Source organism: Marinobacterium sp. LSUCC0821 (assembly GCF_012848475.1).
Taxonomy (GTDB): Bacteria; Pseudomonadota; Gammaproteobacteria; order Pseudomonadales; family Balneatricaceae; genus Marinobacterium_E.
In genome coordinates, this window is the sequence record NZ_CP051666.1 from 163,234 (window position 1) to 180,275 (window position 17,042).

General features: G+C 46.8%; 16 protein-coding genes. 10 read left to right on the top strand and 6 right to left on the bottom strand.

What is annotated here, in order from left to right:
* Positions 1-26: 26 nt before the first annotated feature.
* The 6 genes from cysM (at position 27) to rlmB (ending at position 8,382) form a co-directional block, all read left to right on the top strand.
* The gene (cysM, locus tag HH196_RS00855; RefSeq protein WP_169450218.1) at positions 27-926 is read left to right on the top strand and encodes a cysteine synthase CysM; all 900 of its coding nucleotides are present in this window, start codon (positions 27-29) and stop codon (positions 924-926) included.
* A 78-nt stretch (positions 927-1,004) separates the two neighbouring features.
* Positions 1,005-3,278 carry a GTP diphosphokinase gene (gene relA, locus HH196_RS00860; RefSeq protein WP_169450219.1) on the top strand — a complete coding sequence of 758 codons (2,274 nt, stop codon included), beginning with the start codon at positions 1,005-1,007 and terminating at the stop codon, positions 3,276-3,278.
* Positions 3,278-4,087: a nucleoside triphosphate pyrophosphohydrolase gene (mazG, locus tag HH196_RS00865; RefSeq protein WP_169450220.1), complete on the top strand. Its 810-nt coding sequence runs from the start codon at positions 3,278-3,280 to the stop codon at positions 4,085-4,087. Before relA ends, mazG begins: the two co-directional genes overlap by 1 nt.
* A 43-nt stretch (positions 4,088-4,130) precedes the next feature.
* A complete protein-coding gene (gene ppc, locus HH196_RS00870) occupies positions 4,131-6,731 on the top strand; it encodes a phosphoenolpyruvate carboxylase (RefSeq protein WP_169450221.1) in 2,601 nt (866 codons plus the stop codon).
* Between the two features lie 133 nt (positions 6,732-6,864).
* Positions 6,865-7,521, top strand: coding sequence for an adenylate kinase (gene adk / locus HH196_RS00875; protein WP_169450222.1), 657 nt, complete (start codon positions 6,865-6,867; stop codon positions 7,519-7,521).
* A 123-nt stretch (positions 7,522-7,644) separates the two neighbouring features.
* Positions 7,645-8,382, top strand: coding sequence for a 23S rRNA (guanosine(2251)-2'-O)-methyltransferase RlmB (gene rlmB, locus HH196_RS00880; protein ID WP_169450223.1), 738 nt, complete (start codon positions 7,645-7,647; stop codon positions 8,380-8,382).
* Here the strand turns inward: rlmB and HH196_RS00885 are convergent.
* Genes HH196_RS00885 through HH196_RS00905 form a run of 5 tightly spaced genes read right to left on the bottom strand, consistent with a single transcriptional unit; the run spans position 8,374 to position 12,539 of the window.
* Complete coding sequence (locus HH196_RS00885) at positions 8,374-9,522, bottom strand: acetate/propionate family kinase (protein WP_169450224.1); 1,149 nt, start codon at positions 9,520-9,522, stop codon at positions 8,374-8,376. The two genes, rlmB and HH196_RS00885, sit on opposite strands and share 9 nt — an antisense overlap.
* A 2-nt stretch (positions 9,523-9,524) precedes the next feature.
* Positions 9,525-10,463, bottom strand: coding sequence for a bifunctional enoyl-CoA hydratase/phosphate acetyltransferase (locus tag HH196_RS00890; RefSeq protein WP_169450225.1), 939 nt, complete (start codon positions 10,461-10,463; stop codon positions 9,525-9,527).
* Between the two features lie 8 nt (positions 10,464-10,471).
* Entirely contained in the window at positions 10,472-10,837 is a 366-nt protein-coding gene (locus HH196_RS00895; RefSeq protein WP_169450226.1) for a histidine triad nucleotide-binding protein, read from the bottom strand.
* 13 nt (positions 10,838-10,850) lie between these two features.
* Positions 10,851-11,465, bottom strand: coding sequence for a LysE family transporter (locus tag HH196_RS00900; RefSeq protein WP_169450227.1), 615 nt, complete (start codon positions 11,463-11,465; stop codon positions 10,851-10,853).
* A 30-nt stretch (positions 11,466-11,495) separates the two neighbouring features.
* Positions 11,496-12,539 (bottom strand): YeeE/YedE family protein, encoded by a 1,044-nt coding sequence (locus tag HH196_RS00905; RefSeq protein ID WP_169450228.1) that lies wholly within the window; start codon positions 12,537-12,539, stop codon positions 11,496-11,498.
* Between the two features lie 260 nt (positions 12,540-12,799).
* Here HH196_RS00905 and HH196_RS00910 point away from each other — a divergent pair, with 260 nt between their 5' ends.
* Positions 12,800-13,255: an SRPBCC family protein gene (locus HH196_RS00910; RefSeq protein WP_169450229.1), complete on the top strand. Its 456-nt coding sequence runs from the start codon at positions 12,800-12,802 to the stop codon at positions 13,253-13,255.
* A 105-nt stretch (positions 13,256-13,360) separates the two neighbouring features.
* Here the strand turns inward: HH196_RS00910 and HH196_RS00915 are convergent, their stop codons facing one another.
* Positions 13,361-14,272, bottom strand: a complete 912-nt coding sequence (locus HH196_RS00915; RefSeq protein ID WP_169450230.1) for a LysR family transcriptional regulator — start codon at positions 14,270-14,272, stop codon at positions 13,361-13,363.
* 131 nt (positions 14,273-14,403) lie between these two features.
* Here HH196_RS00915 and ttdA point away from each other — a divergent pair, with 131 nt between their 5' ends.
* From ttdA to HH196_RS00930, 3 genes are all read left to right on the top strand, one after another.
* A complete protein-coding gene (ttdA, locus tag HH196_RS00920) occupies positions 14,404-15,303 on the top strand; it encodes a L(+)-tartrate dehydratase subunit alpha (RefSeq protein WP_169450231.1) in 900 nt (299 codons plus the stop codon).
* The gene (gene ttdB, locus HH196_RS00925) at positions 15,300-15,908 is read left to right on the top strand and encodes a L(+)-tartrate dehydratase subunit beta (protein WP_169450232.1); all 609 of its coding nucleotides are present in this window, start codon (positions 15,300-15,302) and stop codon (positions 15,906-15,908) included. The genes ttdA and ttdB overlap by 4 nt, the downstream gene beginning before the upstream one ends.
* Positions 15,909-15,997: 89 nt before the next feature.
* Complete coding sequence (locus HH196_RS00930; RefSeq protein WP_371807843.1) at positions 15,998-16,978, top strand: TAXI family TRAP transporter solute-binding subunit; 981 nt, start codon at positions 15,998-16,000, stop codon at positions 16,976-16,978.
* The last annotated feature ends 64 nt before the right edge of the window (positions 16,979-17,042 follow it).

Sequence of the window (17,042 nt, forward strand, 5' to 3'; positions counted from 1 at the left end):
AGTATTTACACATATAAGATTTTGATATGAAAAGCAGCGATTACCCAACTATTGCACAGTGCGTTGGCAATACTCCACTCGTTCGGCTTCAGCGTATTGAAGCGGCTAACAACAATATCATTCTCCTCAAATTGGAAGGCAATAACCCTGCTGGTTCCGTAAAGGATCGTCCTGCGCTCAGTATGATAGAGCTAGCTGAAGAGCGTGGTGATATTAAGCCAGGTGACACGTTGATTGAGGCGACGTCAGGTAATACCGGTATAGCCCTAGCAATGGCAGCTGCAATCAAGGGTTACACACTCAAATTGATCATGCCAAATAACATGAGTGAAGAACGTAAGTCAGCGATGAGTGCCTATGGCGCTGAGCTGATCGAAGTGACGCAGGCTCAAGGTATGGAAGGTGCTCGCGATCTTGCGGATGCAATGCAAGCGCGCGGTGAAGGTAAGGTGCTTAACCAGTTTGGTAATATGGATAACCCAGAGGCGCACTACCGCACAACCGGTCCAGAGATTTGGCAGCAAACCCAGGGTGAAGTCACCCACTTTGTCAGTTCGATGGGTACCACGGGTACCATTATGGGCACTTCACGTTTTCTGAAAGAGAAGAACCCTGCAATACAAATTGTAGGATTGCAGCCATCTGAAGGTTCACAAATCCCAGGAATTCGTCGTTGGCCTAAAGAGTATCTACCAACAATTTTCGAAGAGAGCCGTGTCGATCAGGTACTTGATGTCTCTCAGAAAGAGGCGGAAGATACAATGCGTCGTCTGGCGCGTGAAGAGGGAATCTTTTGTGGCGTCTCGTCAGGTGGTTCAGTTGCTGGCGCATTGCGTCTAGCTGAAACGGTTAACGATTCGGTGATTGTGGCCATTATTTGTGACCGTGGTGATCGTTATCTCTCCACAGGTGTTTTTTCAAAATAACGTTTTACTCGTTACACGTTATTCAGAGTTGGACTGTAGTTTGAGTCCGCTACTCGGTGTTGTTAGGAGTAGCCAAGAATGGTTAAGGTTCGCGAAGAGCAACCAATACGTCAGGATGGCTCGGTCGATTTAGATCTTTGGATTGACCGCCTTCCAGATGATTTTAGTTTTGAAGATGAAGAGCGCTTTAGATCAGCCTGTTCACTTGTAGAGTCATCTCTAGCTGAAGAGAGTGAAGCAGGTGAGGCCTGGGCTCCTGGTCAGAATGCTTTTGTTACTGGGCTTGAGATGGTCCAGATTCTAGTCGATCTTCAACAGACCGAAGAGACGCTATTAGCTGCGCTACTTTACCGTGCAGTGCGTGAGCGTCGTATTCCCCTCGAACGTATCAAAAACCGTTTCGGCAAAGAGGTTGCACACCTAATTGATGGTGTGTTGCAGATGGCCGCTATTGGCACTCGTAAAAATCCTCGTGGTGAAGATGATGTACTCGGTAGTGGCGCAAGTCAGACGGATAACGTCCGTAAGATGCTTGTAGCCATGATCGATGATGTACGTGTAGCGCTGATCAAATTGGCTGAACGTACCTGTGCTATTCGTGCCGTCAAAGACGCAGATCGTCGTAAGCGCTTTATTGTTGCCCGTGAAGTATTTGATATCTATGCCCCGCTGGCACATCGATTGGGCATAGGTCATATCAAGTGGGAGCTGGAAGATCTATCCTTCCGCTACCTTAAGCCAAATGACTACAAAGGCATCGCTAAGCTTCTTGCAGAGAAACGTCTAGATCGCCAGCAGTACATCTCAGATGTGGTATCACTCCTTAAGGATAAACTTAAAGAGGCGGATATCGAGGGTGAAGTTTCGGGTAGGGCGAAGCATATCTACAGTATCTGGCGAAAGATGCATCGTAAGAACATCGATTTTAGCCAGGTATATGATGTGCGCGCCGTGCGTATTCTGGTTCCAGAAATTCGTGATTGCTATACGGTGCTCGGTATTGTGCATGGTGCTTGGCGTAATATCCCACACGAGTTTGATGACTATATCGCGTCACCTAAACCAAACGGCTATCGCTCGTTGCATACCGCTGTTTTCGGTCCAGGGTCACAGGCGCTCGAGATCCAGATTCGAACCTTTGCTATGCACGATGAGGCTGAGTTAGGTGTATGTGCCCACCACCTTTATAAAGGTACAGATACTCGCTCTCGCTCGGATGGCTATGAAGAGAAGATCTCCTGGCTACGTCAGGTACTTGAGTGGCATGAGGATCTGGGTGATACCGAAACCCTTGGTGAGATGCTGCACTCTGATGTGACTCAAGATCGTGTCTATGTATTTACACCTGATGGTCACGTTATCGATCTCCCTGTTGGCGCTACACCTGTTGATTTTGCATACCGTGTCCATACTGAAATAGGACATCGTTGTCGTGGAGCGCGCGTATCGGGTCGTATCGTTCCGCTAAACCGCCCATTAAAGACGGGCGATCAGGTTGAGATTATGACCACCCAAGAGGAGAGACCAAGTCGTGACTGGCTCAACTCAAACTTGGGTTATGTCACCACCTCGAAAGCGCGTGCGAAAATCGCCCATTGGTTCAAAACTCAAGCAAAAGATCAGAATGCTGATGCCGGTCGTGACATCATTATTCGAGAGTTTAAACGTCTTGCTCTCAATGTAGCTGATGCTGATTTGTCCTCAATTGCTAAGCGCCTGCGCCACAAGAGTGCCGATGATATGTATGCGGCTTTGGGTGCGGGGGACCTTCGTATAGCGCAAATCATATCTGCTGCTCAAGCTAGAGAAGAGGAGGCACAGCGTGACTCCCAGCTCGATCTCAATGTGCCTGCTACGCATGACAAATCAACGAGTTCGAAAGCTGCTAACTCTTCAGGAGTGCAGGTTCTGGGTGTTGGTAACCTGCTGACCCAATACGCGAGCTGCTGTAAGCCTGTGCCTGGCGATGAGATTATTGGCTTTGTTACCCAAGGCCGTGGTGTATCGATACACCGTGAAGATTGTCGTGATCTCCAACGACTCCGTGAGAAAGAGCCTAACCGAATTATCCAAGTGGATTGGGATGATCAGGCTGAAATTACATACCCGGTAGATATTGTTATAGAAGCTTATGACCGTTCTGGTCTTCTGCGTGATGTCATGATTGTGTTAGCAAACGAGCGAATCAACGTGCTCGCAGCTAATACGTTGACGGATAAGCACAATAACCAAGCCAACCTTGCACTGACATTAGAGATCAGTCGACTTGATAAACTAGGCAAAGTGATGGATCGCATTAATCAGATCCCTAACGTAAGTGACGTACGTCGTGAACGGTCGGGAGCGCATTAATGGCTAACTATACACTCAAGGATCTTATCTACCTTATGGAGCGACTACGTTCTCCTGAGGGTGGATGTCCTTGGGATCTTGAGCAGACCTACGCCACGATTGTTCCTCATACGCTCGAAGAGGCCTATGAGGTTGCCGATACGATTGAGCGAGAGGACTGGAGTCATCTTGAGGATGAGTTAGGGGACCTGTTGTTTCAGGTTGTTTTCTATACTCAGCTAGGTCGTGAAGATGGCCGCTTTAACATGGACACTGTGATACAAGGTTTGTGCGAGAAGTTGGTTCGTCGCCACCCGCATGTTTTTCCTACAGGGGAACTCTATGCAGATAGCAGTGACGTCGCCATTGAGGTTAGCGCTGTAAATCAGCAGTGGGAAGCGATAAAACAGCAAGAGCGTGACAAAAAAGAGCGTGCTCGCATACTTGATGAGATTCCACTCTCACTCCCAGCTATGTCGCGTGCTGTAAAGCTTACAAAACGCGCTTCTAAGGTGGGTTTTGATTGGGATGACGCCTCAGGTGTTTTAGATAAAATTGAAGAGGAGTTGCTCGAGCTTCGTGAAGCGATGGCTATTGGTAACTCCCAAGAAGTGCGTGAAGAGTTAGGCGATCTTATCTTTGCTATGGCCAATCTGGCTCGTAAGCTCGATGTAGATCCTGAAACAGCAGTTCGCGAAACCAACAGTAAGTTCGAACGTCGCTTTAACTATGTTGAAGATCAGGTACTCGCTTCTGGTAAAGAGTGGGCAACATACGATCTACAACAGTTAGACCTCTGGTGGGATGAAGCCAAGGAGAAGGGACTTTAATTATAAGGCGCTTTAATTAACTAATTGGCGAAGAGAGGGTCCAATGAGTTCACTTCATGAAGATTTACGAGATGATGTTAGACGTCTCGGTGATAGTTTAGGTCGAACAATATCAAACGACCTTGGTCCTGAGATGGTCAATACTATCGAGCAGATCCGTCAGCTCGCTAAAGAGGGGCGCTTAGAGGATGAGTCTGGGCCTCTGCAAAAGGCGTTAAAGGCTCTCCCAGATCAGCAAGTTCTTCCTGTCGCTCGTGCATTCACTCAATTCCTGAACTTAGCCAATATTGCTGAAGAGCATCACAGGGTAAGACGTCATCGTCAGGCGCAAGGAAAAAAACGCCGTGAAGATATCGAAACCCTTGTCGCGGGACTTAATTTAAAAGGGATAGACTCAGACGCTATCCATCAACAACTGTGTGATCTCGATGTTGAGCTTGTGCTTACAGCTCATCCAACTGAAGTCAATCGTCGAACCTTAATCAACAAGTACGATCAGATCACAGAGTGTCTAGAGATGCTCGATCATGGCATCGATAGCTCATCTCGCCTTGATGAGTTAATCAATCAAATTTGGCATACAGACGAGATTCGAAAGCAGCGCCCAACGCCTGTCGATGAGGCTAAGTGGGGCTTCACAACGATTGAAAACTCGTTGTGGAGTGCTGTTCCTGCATTTTTAAAATTGTTAAGTCAGCAGATGGAGAGCTCGCTTGGTAAGGGGCTACCTCTGCATAAATCTCCGGTGCGGTTCTCCTCTTGGATGGGTGGCGACCGAGATGGTAACCCTAATGTGACAGCCAAAGTGACAGAAGAGGTGTTGTTGCTGGCGCGTTGGCAGGCGGCCGACCTCTATTTTAACTCTGTGGATGAGTTGCGTTCAGAACTCTCCATGAGTGCCGCATCAAGTGAACTACTTGCTACGGTTGGCAATGTTTCAGAGCCTTACCGTGCGCTATTAGGCACTCTTCGCTCTAAGTTGTCTGAAACACGCCAGTTACTTCAGCTAACTCTCAAAGGAGAGTTAGAAGATCCTGAATTACCAATTACAACATCAAGTGATCTACTTGAGCCTCTCATGCTCTGTCATCGATCCCTAGCTGATTGTGGGATGCATTTGATCGCTAAGGGAAAATTGGAGGATTTGATTCGTCGTGTCGCCTGTTTTGGTGCAACACTGATTAAGTTGGATATTCGTCAGAACTCAGAGGTTCATGCGGAACTTTTAAATGAGATCACAGAGTTTTATCAGTTGGGCTCTTACCTCGATTGGAGTGAGGAGCAACGTCAAAGTTTCTTGCTAAAAGAGCTACAAAGTCAGCGTCCAATTTTGCCCAAGAGCTGGGCTCCTTCGGCAGTTAGCCAGGAGGCGATCGATACCTTCAGGGTCATTGCAAAAACAGCACCAGAAGCGTTAAGTACCTATGTCATATCAATGGCTAGTCAGCCTTCAGATGTTCTGGCTGTAATACTGATGCTTCGCGAGTTTGGTACTCAACATAATTTGCCTGTCGCGCCACTCTTTGAAACCCTTGCCGACTTAGATAATGCTCCTGCAGCGATTTCAGCGCTTTTGGATATTCCTTGGTATCGGGATTATATCCAAGGTCGACAACAGGTGATGATTGGTTACTCAGACTCATCAAAAGATGCCGGGCAGATAGCTGCGGCTTGGGGGCAGTATCGAGCTCAGAAAGCACTATCGGCTCTCTGTCATGAACGAGCAATTCAACTGACGCTGTTCCACGGACGTGGTGGTACTGTTGGGCGTGGTGGTGGTCCAAGTCATACTGCAATTCTGGCTCAGCCACCGGGTTCTGTTTCTGGCAGCCTTCGCGTGACAGAGCAGGGGGAGATGATTAGGTTCAAGTTTGGTGTTCCTGATCTAGCTATTCGTAATCTTTTCCTCTACACGGGTGCCGTATTAGAGGCGAGCTTATCTCCTGGCCCAGAACCTAAGGATGCTTGGGTAGTCTTTATGGACCAGATGGCGAATGATGGACTGAAATCCTATCGTGCAGTGGTTCGTGATGACCCTATGTTTGTTCCATATTTTCGTGCTGCCACACCAGAACAGGAGTTGGCTAAACTGCCGTTAGGTTCAAGGCCAGCCAAACGTAAGGTGGATGGTGGAGTAGAGAGCCTGCGCGCTATTCCATGGATTTTTGCATGGACTCAAATTCGCCTCATGCTTCCCGCTTGGTTGGGTTCCGATGACGCTCTTGGGAACGCAGTCGCTGCTGATAAAGGTGAACTGTTACGGGATATGTATAAGAATTGGCCATTTTTTGCCGCTTATGTTGACCTGTTAGAGATGGTTTTAGCCAAGACGGATGCAGGTATTTCAGAGTACTATGAGCACCGTTTAGTTTCTGCAGAGCTTCGTGTTTTGGGCTCAAGCCTTCGACAGAGACTAGAGAAGTTAACCGAACTGCTGCTTAGCCTCAAAAGTGAGAAGAGTTTGTTAAGCAGTGCACCAGTGATTAAACAATCGATAGAGGTGCGTAATCCCTACTTGGATCCACTGCATCTGCTGCAGGCGGAGTTGCTATTCAGAGATAGGAATCAACCAGACTCAACCCTTGAGCAAGCGTTGATGGTCTGTATGGCCGGTATATCTGCCGGAATGCGAAATACAGGTTAACAATTTCTTATGACAAAAATGCCCGCTAGGCTATGGTCGTATGGTATTTTAGCGGGCAATAATTTAACGTCAGTTACAGAATTTTTTGGTGTCGCACTGGCTGCGGCCTTTTTATTTTTAAGGAGTTACTTTAATGCGAATTATTCTTCTCGGAGCACCAGGTGCCGGTAAGGGGACTCAAGCTCAGTACATCACTGAGAAGTACGGTATCCCACAGATCTCCACTGGTGACATGCTTCGTGCTGCGGTAAAAGCTGGTACCCCGCTGGGTATTGAAGCTAAGAAGGTAATGGACGCGGGTGGATTGGTATCTGACGATATCATTATCGGTCTTGTTAAAGAGCGTATCACCGAGTCAGACTGTGCTAACGGTTTCCTATTTGATGGTTTCCCACGCACTATTCCTCAAGCAGATGCATTGAAAGAAGCGGGTGTAGAGCTAGACGCAGTTGTTGAAATCGACGTTGCTGATGAAGAGATCATCAAGCGTATGTCTGGTCGTCGTGTTCACCCTGGTTCAGGTCGTACCTACCACGTGGTATTTAATCCACCAAAAACTGAAGGTAAGGACGATGTCACAGGTGAAGACCTAGTACAACGTGAAGATGATAAAGAAGAGACAGTTCGTCTACGTCTAAACGTATACCATGATCAGACTAAACCACTGATTAGCTACTACCGTGGTTGGGCAGAAGCAGAGGCTGCAACAGCACCTCGTTACATTTATGTGCCAGGTGTAGGTTCAGTTGATCAGATTCGTGATAACGTATTTGAAGGTCTAGCTGGCTAAGTTACCTCATATATCATTAAAAGCCGCGATTAATATCGCGGCTTTTTTGTTTCTATCTGCTCTTCAGGGATGTGCCTTGCTTGGCGTTTATTGGATAATAGAGCTCAATTAATTGGAGCAGTTATGAAATTCGAAATGGTCTTTGGTATTCACGCAGTCACTACACTTCTTAGTCGTGACCCAGAACGTGTGAAAAAGTTGTTTGTTGTACAGGGACGACTGGACCAAAAGATTGAGTCTATTCTGGATCTGGCTGCTGGGCAGGGAATCAGCGTCGAGCGTGTCAATAAAAACCGTTTAGACGATCGAGTACAGGGTGTGCACCAAGGCGTTGTAGCTGAAGTGAAACCTATGCCACAGTTGGGCGACAAAGAGCTTGATAACCTGCTTGATCAAATTTCAGGAACACCGCTACTTTTAGTTTTGGATGGTGTGACGGATCCACACAACTTAGGTGCATGTTTGCGAACGGCCGATGCGGCGGGTGTTCATGCAGTGATCGCGCCCCGTGATAAATCAGCACCATTAAATGCAACCGCTTCTAAAGTGGCTTGTGGTGCTGCTGAGGCAATTCCATACTTCCAGGTAACCAACCTTTCAAGAACACTGACTCAACTTCAAGAGCGTGGTATTTGGATCGTTGGAACAGCGGGCGAAGCGGATGCAACGATCTACCAGTCAGATCTTAAAGGTCCTTTGGCGCTTGTGATGGGTGCTGAAGGGAAGGGGATGCGTCGTTTAACGCGTGAGAACTGTGATCTGTTGATCAACATTCCGATGGCGGGTGAGGTATCAAGTCTGAATGTTTCGGTTGCAACCGGTGTGACACTATTTGAAATTGTGAGACAGCGCCTAAGCTAGGGCTGTCGCATATTTCGCAAGCATCCACTCCTCATCGGTAGGGACGACCTGAACCCTAACCTTTGATTCAGCAGTAGCGATCTCTATTTGGTTGCACTGATTAAGCTCGCTATCTATCGCTAATCCTAGCCATTCAAGTTGATTACACACTTTTTCACGGATAAGAGGGGCGTGTTCACCCACGCCACCAGTGAAAATCACTCGATCTAAACCACCTAAAATCGCCGCCAAACGGCCGATTTCTTGGGTAATGTGATAGCAGTAGTAATCGACGGTAAATTTCGCTTCCTCTAGATCCGATTCGAGCAGCGTTCGCATATCACTGCACAGGCCAGATAGACCTAGCCAGCCGCTCTGTTTGTAGAGAAGTGTTTCGAGCTGATTTGCATCCATCCCTTCACGCAACAAATGAATCATTACGCCTGGATCTAAGTTTCCAGTACGTGAACCCATGGGTAAGCCGTCGACTGCTGAGAAGCCCATGCTGGATGCTTTCGACTTGCCGCCCATCATTGCACAGGCAGAAGAGCCTGCACCCAAATGCAGTGCGATGGTTCTCTCATTTGAATTTATAGCGAGCTGCTGTGACTCAGAGATATAGGCATACGATAGCCCATGAAAACCATAGCGACGAATACCCATATCGCGAATCGATTTAGGCAGCGCATAGCTGGTTTCAAGCGCTGTTTGGCCAGCGTGAAACATCGTATCAAATGAGACAATATTGAGTGACTCAGGGTGTGCCTCACGAACCTGCTCAATCAAACGAATATTGAATGGTTGATGCAGCGGTGCGAGCGAGTTGAAGCTCTTTAATTGCTCAAGAATTTCATCATCAACCACTTCAGATTTAGAGAAAATACCACCACCATGCACTACGCGGTGTGAAACGACTAATGAGTCATCCTGTAGTTTAAATCGGTTAAAAAGAAGCTCCACAACCTGCGCATGAATCTTTGCAGGATCTGTGAGATCTACATTCGAAATATCGATGCACTCTCCATCTACCTGAAGTGATAGATGTGGAGAGCCAACTCCCGTCAGCGAAGCACTGGCAAGTTTGCTTAACACGCCATCCTGCTCTTTATAGAACGCAGCTTTTAAACTGGATGAGCCTGCATTGAGGGTGAGGATATTCATGATTAGATCTTGCGGCGGTGATGCACCATGTATGATGCCAATGCACAGCTTGCTAAGCGAGCTACTACACCATCTGCACGGCTTGTTAGAATAATGGGAACACGAGCACCTACTGCAATTCCTGCTGACTTAGCACCAGCAAGATAGATCAGCTGTTTAGCGATCATGTTGCCGGCCTCAAGATCAGGGGCTACTAGAATATCGGCCTCCCCAGATACCGGAGAGTTGATATGTTTATCTATGGCAGCTTGGCGAGAGATGGCGTTGTCGAAAGCGAGTGGGCCATCGATAATTCCGCCGGTGATCTGTCCACGATCTGCCATCTTACAAAGTGCAGCAGCATCTAGCGTGCTCTGCATGTTGGCTTTAACTTTCTCTACTGCAGCTAGTACGGCAACTTTTGGGTTCTCATTACCTAGAGCATGAGCAAAGTCGATTGCGTTTTGTACAATGTCACGCTTCATCATCAGATCAGGAGCGATATTAATTGCAGCGTCGGTGATGATCAGAGGCTTGTGATAGCTAGGGACATCAAAAACAAAAATGTGACTTAAGCGTCGTTCAGTTCGCAAGCCGCTGCGTTTATCGAGGACTGCTGAAAGTAGTTCAGAGCTCCCAAGAGAGCCTTTCATCAAACTATCGCCTTCACACTGCTGTATCAACTGACATGCGACTTCAGCCGCTTCATGACTGTGTTCTGTATCGATAAGGCGAAAAGCCTTGATATCAGCATTGAGCTCCTCAGCAGCAGCTTCAATTTTGGCTTTAGGGCCAACCAGCGTTGGCTCTATCAGACCTTGCTCTGCGGCCTCTAAAGCACCGCCGAGACCATTGCCATCAACCGGATGCACAACCACCGTTCTAATAGGCTTTGCATGTCGCGCCTGTTCGATAAAGAACTCTAGCTGATTGTTTTGTGGCAGGTCTTTAATCACAGTCATTTTAGATCCTATAGTGGCGTCTTAAGGGTGTCAGTGTATGGCGGCCATCCCATCGCTTTACCACCTAGAAGGTGAAGGTGAATGTGGTACACCGTCTGACCACCATGATCGCGACAATTGATGACAGTTCGGTAACCATCTGCAGAAAATCCTTCCTGACGTGCGATTTTTGCAGCCGCAATGTTCAGATGGCCAAGTACTTCTGCGTCTGCATCGGTGGCGTCATCAAGAGTCGAGATATGTTTGCGTGGAATCACTAGACCATGAAAAGGGGCCTGTGGGTTGATATCCATAAACGCGATGACGTGTTCATCTTCGTAAACGCGCTTGGCTGGAATTTCACCAGCGACAATTTTACAAAACAGACAATCCATGCCTAACTCCTTATTAAAGTGTTGCAGTAGACAATACCAGACCGGCCAGTATCAGTGCACTCCCAGATGCCCGATTTAGCCAGGCTCTTCCTTTTGGATCTTGAACAAACCTACGCAGACGTGCAGCGATACCCGAGTAACCGGTCATCACTATCCAATCAACTAATACAAGCGTCAGGCCAATAATCCAAAGCTGAGGTGCTTGAGGCTCTGCTGGATTCAAAAATTGCGGTACTAGAGCTAGTAGAAACACCATGCCCTTAGGGTTGGTGATATTAACTAAATAGGCGCGAATGAAGCGCTCTCGCTTCTTAAGAGGCTCAGCATTATGAAGTTCGAGCTCAGCCTGCGAACGGATAATCTGTATACCCAGCCAAATAAGGTAGGCGGCACCTATGTATTTAATGACTGTGAATAGAATGGGTGAGGTTGCAATGAGTGCCCCTAAGCCAAGTGATACCACCAGCATCTGGGTGCCATAGCCACAAATAAGGCCAAACACAGCTGGTGCTGCACCTCGTAAACCATTTGAGAGCCCAAAACTCACAGCGGTAGCAAAGCCTGCGCCAGGGGATAGCGAGATCATGATGGCTGCGCCTAATAGGGCAAGCCAGAGTTCAAAGGACATAGAAATTGCTCAGTAGTTAGAGCGGATAATTTAGGCTGTCTCGCGACGGTAGTCGAGTACCCTGTCAGTGATACCAGCACTTAGCCACATGAAGAACAGTGCGACCCAAGCGGTGAGGGCCATAACTGCACCACCAGTAACACCTGCGCCGACTGCGCATCCGCCTGCAAGCATGCCACCAAATCCCATGAGTGCTGCGCCGACCAAGTAGCGTGTTAAGCCTGTCTGCTCCGTAAAGGTTTGAATAACAAACTCTTTAGTCAGCCATGAAGCGAGGAAAGATCCTGCAAAAACACCCAAAACAATGCCGATATCAAAAGAGAATGGGAATTCAGGTTCGTTAATCAGTGCCATCAATGTATCGGCAGAAGGGCCCGTAAAGCTGACACTCTTGACAGCGATAATGTCGAAAGAGTTGGCTGCATGCCAAGAGGTGAGCCCCCAGCCAAGCGCGATACTACCGCCAACAACGACAGCGCCAAATTGGTAGTACCCCTTGGTTCTGTTTTTGATGGCTAAATAGATAGCGGCGATAAATAGAAGTACTCCCATAGCGATTGCACCATACTCTGGAAGGTACATTGAAAGGTCGCGCGAACTCCCCTCTACTAGCCACCATGAAGAGGCTTCGCTTCTAGCGGGTGAAAGAATGCCGCGCAGAGCAGCCTGGGAAACAATCGTAACCACCAGTCCGGCAACCAGTGCGCGAAGGTTGCCTGTGGCAGAGAGAACAAGAAGACGACTCGCACAGCCGCGAGCCATGACCATTCCGATGCCAAATAGCGTACCACCAAGGATAGCTCCGGACATTGAGCCTGTGGTCACGAGTTGACGAATACTGCTCTTCTCAAGATTGCCATTGAGCATCAGCAACTGAGTCAAGATAAGCGCCGTAGAGAAGGTGAACAACCAAATCGAAAACTTAGCACCTGGTTTATTGCGCCAAAATTCAATACAGGCAGCGCGCAAACAGAAGCGACTCTGTTGCGCAAACGCCCCGAATATCAGACCTGTTACAAGTCCTAAAAATAGCGCGACCTCTTCGCTGGTAAACTGTTCAAAAAACTCTGGCATCACTCAATCTCACAGGTGTTTGCGCCATTTTGCCTTGGCTGATGTAAGAACGCGAATTAATTCAATTAACAGTTGATGGTGATCAATTTTGGAGCCCTGTGATCACTAATTAAGGAATTATCAGTAATTCCTATTCAACGGCTGCTCACGACCCAAAACGGTCCATTAGAAGGTCAATATTTGGCCCATAGGCGACGGTTCTATCGAGCCTCTATACGCTATACTTATTTTTATATTATTTAATAAAAGGATCACGCTTTATGACGGCTAACACTGGTTCCGTGAAACTTCATAGGATTCTTAGAGCACCTGTATCTCTTGTATTCAAAGCATTCACAGATAGGGGGGCGTTGGAGCGTTGGTTACCACCACACGGTTTTACAGGCTCAATTCACGAATTCGATGTCCGTGTAGGAGGAGGCTATAGAATGTCCTTCACCAATTTTGGGACAGGGAGTTCTCATTCTTTCAGTGTCAGTTACACTGAGTTAACTCCCAACGAAATGATTCAACATACAAATAAATTTGATGATGAAAACCTAAAGGGGGAAATGCTTGTAACTATCCACTTGAAATCCGTTTCTTGTGGTACGGAACTTTTAATAACTCAAGCAGGTATTCCCTCAGTTATACCTGAAGAAGGGTGTTATTTGGGATGGCAAGAATCCCTTGATCAACTTAAAAATCTTGTTGAGCCTGATATCCCTGATCACTAAAAAGGTATTAAGTAGTGAAGTGCCAATACGTCAAGAATGTGCCGTTAAGCGAAGCTTAGCTGAGCGGTCAAAGACGACCCATGGCGGACTCTAAGAGAGCCAAATTTACCAATAATCTGTGCTCGTTGTTTGGGTAAGGAAAGAACTTTCTAAATGATCAAGAAATAGAGCAGTTCTGGTTGCTAGCCTAGCTTTCTGTTGATACACAGCATAGATATCTGCTGCAGGAGTTTCATAATCTTCTAACACTAACTCAAGTGCTCCCTCACGGATGTGCTTGGCTAAATCCCATTGCGCGCGCATCACTAGGCCATGTCCATCTATAGCCCACTGCAAAGCGACCTGGCCATCATTACTGCTAAGTTTTACAGGCACCCTAATACTATGAACATCATTACCTTTAGAAAGTCGCCATAAATTTGCTGTCTCGTCATTCTGACGCAGAGCTATAGCTTTGTGATTTAGAAGATCGTTTGGTGTCTCAGGTCGTCCAAACTGATCGAGATACTTAGGACTCGCACATATAAAACGCCTGTTTGGTGCGATCTTTCTTGCAATCAAGCGAGAGTCAGGAAGTTCACCAAATCTAATTAGGATGTCTACAGCGTCATCTGGTGGCAATACATGCTTATCGCTCAGTGTTAGCCTGACTGCTAAGTCGGGATGCAAGTCAGAAAATTCAGATACTAGAGGGGCTATATATTTGCGTCCAAAACCCAATGGTGCATGGATGTTTAATTGCCCAGCTGGATTTGAGCTTTGGTTGCGAATGGCTTCCTGCATTAAATCCATATCACTGACTAGCTTTTGGGCATAGCTCAAATAGATTTCCCCCTCTGGCGTCAGCGAAATCTTCCTTGTTGTTCTATTGATTAACTTAACACCCATCTGATCTTCAATTGACGCCAATTTTTTTGTGGCAGCAGAAGGAGTGATATCCATTTCCAAAGCTGTTGCTGACAATGATCTTTTTTGACAGAGGCTGATGAAGAATCTCATCGATGCTGCAGAGTCCATTATTTCCTCAAAAGAAATTCTGTTGTGAGTAAAAGTAATATTATCTGAGAAATTCACTCTTTAATATGACCAAACACAATAATTATCGAAGAAGCGAATTGAATGCTTCTTTAAGCAACGAGGAAATAAGCGTGGATAGAACTGCTGCTACTGAGTCGCTAACTGACACTCTGGCTAAGTTTACTGCCTACATCGGCAAACGACTCCCCACTGATGTTAAGCAAAAGCAAGCTGAATTAAGAAAGAAAGAAACCAATCCCATGGCGATTGAAATCTTTGATGTTATGGCTGAAAACCAAGAGCAAGCTGACAAGCTTGATAGACCTAGTTGTCAGGATACTGGTGTTATTCAGTATTTCATTCAGGCAGGTTCAGGCTTTCCTATGCTTGGTGAACTCGAGACTATCCTAGAAGGTGCTACTCGAGGGGCAACCGAGATTGGTCCACTTCGACACAACGCAGTTGAATCATTCATCGAGAAAAACACAGGAACTAACACAGGTTCTAAAATTCCTTGGTTAGACTGGGAAATTATTCCTGGTGAAGATTACGCGATCATTGATGTCTACATGGCAGGCGGCGGCTGTACTTTACCTGGTGCTGCAACTGTATTGATGCCAGGTCAGGGGTACGAAGGCGTTGCTGAATTTGTACTCGATGTAATGACATCTCGTGGTCTAAATGCATGTCCGCCACTACTTGTTGGTGTGGGCGTTTCTACCTCAGCTGAAACGGCAGCAAGGCTTTCTAAGAAGGCGATTCTTAAGCCTGTTGATGCGCGCAATCCCAACGAACAAGCAGCTTTGCTAGAAGACTTGCTTACCGATGGTATCAATGAATTAGGTATCGGTCCTCAGGGTCTAACTGGTGACAACACTGTAATGGGTGTGAACATTGAGTCGTCTGCTCGTCACCCATCGACTATCGGTGTTGCAGTGTCTACAGGTTGCTGGGCTCACCGTCGTGGTCGTATCAAGATTAATGCCGACCTCTCTTACGAAATCCTATCTCATGAAGGCGTACAGCTATGAAAAAGATCCTAAAAACTCCGATCTCAGCAGAAGATTTAGAAGATCTTAAAGTAGGTGACGTTGTCTATCTAGACGGCACTTTGGTGACTTGTCGTGACGTAGCACATCGCCGATTGATTGAACTTGGTCAGGAACTGCCAGTTGATATTAGAGGCGGTGCTATTTTTCATGCTGGACCAATCGTGCGTGAAAAAGAAGATGGTTCCTACGAAATGGTTTCCATTGGGCCAACTACCAGTATGCGTATGGAAAAGTTTGAACGCGAATTCATCGCTCAAACAGGGGTGCGCTTGATCATCGGTAAAGGTGGAATGGGGCCAGAAACTGCAGCAGGTTGTCAGGAAAACAAAGCAGTTCATGCAGTATTTCCAGGTGGATGTGCAGTGGTAGCAGCGACCAAGGTTGAGGCGATCGAAGGTGCTGAGTGGAAAGATCTTGGTATGCCAGAAACTCTTTGGGTTAACCGAGTTAAAGAATTCGGTCCTTTGATTATTTCGATCGATACCCACGGCAACAATATCTTTGAGATCAATAAGAAAACTTATAACGAGCGTAAAGCTGGTGTTCTCGCCAAGATCAGCGAGAAAGTTAAGTTCATTAAATAATTTGGTTGAGGGTGCCATTCATCCTCGAAATTTTGTTTCGGACCACTAGGAACGTAACATTAACTCTAAAACTCGCAATGGAGAGTAATATGACAATAATGAAAACTCTTAGCATGTCAGTGGCTTTAGCAGTCGCTTCAACTTCTGCACTTGCTGTTGATAAATCTGGCTGGCCTGATAGCTTCACTGTCGGCACAGGATCGCAGGGTGGTACTTACTTCGGTTATGGTACTGCTTGGGCGAACATCGTTGCTGAGGAAACTGGTGTTCCTGGTGGTGCAGAGGTTACTGGTGGTCCAATGCAGAACATGGCTCTAGTTCATACGGGTGATAACTCATTCGGTATGACTACTATGGGTCCTGCTCGAGAGTCTATCGATGGTAAAAACGCTATTGCTCCAGGTCTGCCAATGACCAATGCATGTGCGATGTTCCCTATGTATCAAACTCCATTCTCAATCACTACGCTGAAGTCTTCTGGGATTACTAAGGTTTCAGAAATTCCTGCTGGTGCGAAAATTGGTTTTGGTCCAGCGGGTTCAACTTCTGATACGTACTTCCCACGTATGATGGATGAAGCTCTTGGAGTTAAGTTCGAACGTCGTAATGGTGGTTGGTCTGATCTAGGTGGTCAGCTTCAGGATGGTCTTCTTGATGTTGTAGCATTTGCTGCAGGTGTTCCAGTTCCTGCTGTAAGTCAGCTGGAAGTGCAGACTGATATTAATATCATTGAATTCACAGAAGAGGAGCAGGCGAAAATTACTGCAGCCTTCCCTGTGTCTAAATTTGATATTCAGCCAGGTGCATACAAAACTCTAACTAAACCAGCTCGCTCTGTTTCTATGTGGAACTTTGCGATTGCTAACTGTGACCTCCCTGAATCATTCGTTTATGAAGCTGTTAAGGCTGTAATGGGTGATAACGCACGTATGGTTAAGGCGCATAAAGCTGCTAAAACTACACTTGCAGAACACTGGGATAAAAACGGATTCATGCCATGGCACCCAGGTGCTGCTAAGTGGTTCAATGAAAACGGCGGTAACATTCCAGCTAGTCTGATCCACAAATAATAGATCCACGACCTACAGTTCGGTTTCTTGACTAAGCACCTGGAAACCGAACTTTCTTCTTAAT

Coding starts and splice junctions, on each gene's coding strand:
- rlmB (WP_169450223.1), top strand. CDS start 7,645: ATGAAATTCGAAATGGTCTTTGGTATTCACGCAGTCACTACACTTCTT.
- relA (WP_169450219.1), top strand. CDS start 1,005: ATGGTTAAGGTTCGCGAAGAGCAACCAATACGTCAGGATGGCTCGGTC.
- HH196_RS00915 (WP_169450230.1), bottom strand. CDS start 14,272: ATGGACTCTGCAGCATCGATGAGATTCTTCATCAGCCTCTGTCAAAAA.
- adk (WP_169450222.1), top strand. CDS start 6,865: ATGCGAATTATTCTTCTCGGAGCACCAGGTGCCGGTAAGGGGACTCAA.
- cysM (WP_169450218.1), top strand. CDS start 27: ATGAAAAGCAGCGATTACCCAACTATTGCACAGTGCGTTGGCAATACT.
- HH196_RS00910 (WP_169450229.1), top strand. CDS start 12,800: ATGACGGCTAACACTGGTTCCGTGAAACTTCATAGGATTCTTAGAGCA.
- HH196_RS00905 (WP_169450228.1), bottom strand. CDS start 12,539: ATGCCAGAGTTTTTTGAACAGTTTACCAGCGAAGAGGTCGCGCTATTT.
- ttdB (WP_169450232.1), top strand. CDS start 15,300: ATGAAAAAGATCCTAAAAACTCCGATCTCAGCAGAAGATTTAGAAGAT.
- HH196_RS00890 (WP_169450225.1), bottom strand. CDS start 10,463: ATGACTGTGATTAAAGACCTGCCACAAAACAATCAGCTAGAGTTCTTT.
- ppc (WP_169450221.1), top strand. CDS start 4,131: ATGAGTTCACTTCATGAAGATTTACGAGATGATGTTAGACGTCTCGGT.
- HH196_RS00930 (WP_371807843.1), top strand. CDS start 15,998: ATGACAATAATGAAAACTCTTAGCATGTCAGTGGCTTTAGCAGTCGCT.
- HH196_RS00900 (WP_169450227.1), bottom strand. CDS start 11,465: ATGTCCTTTGAACTCTGGCTTGCCCTATTAGGCGCAGCCATCATGATC.
- HH196_RS00885 (WP_169450224.1), bottom strand. CDS start 9,522: ATGAATATCCTCACCCTCAATGCAGGCTCATCCAGTTTAAAAGCTGCG.
- mazG (WP_169450220.1), top strand. CDS start 3,278: ATGGCTAACTATACACTCAAGGATCTTATCTACCTTATGGAGCGACTA.
- HH196_RS00895 (WP_169450226.1), bottom strand. CDS start 10,837: ATGGATTGTCTGTTTTGTAAAATTGTCGCTGGTGAAATTCCAGCCAAG.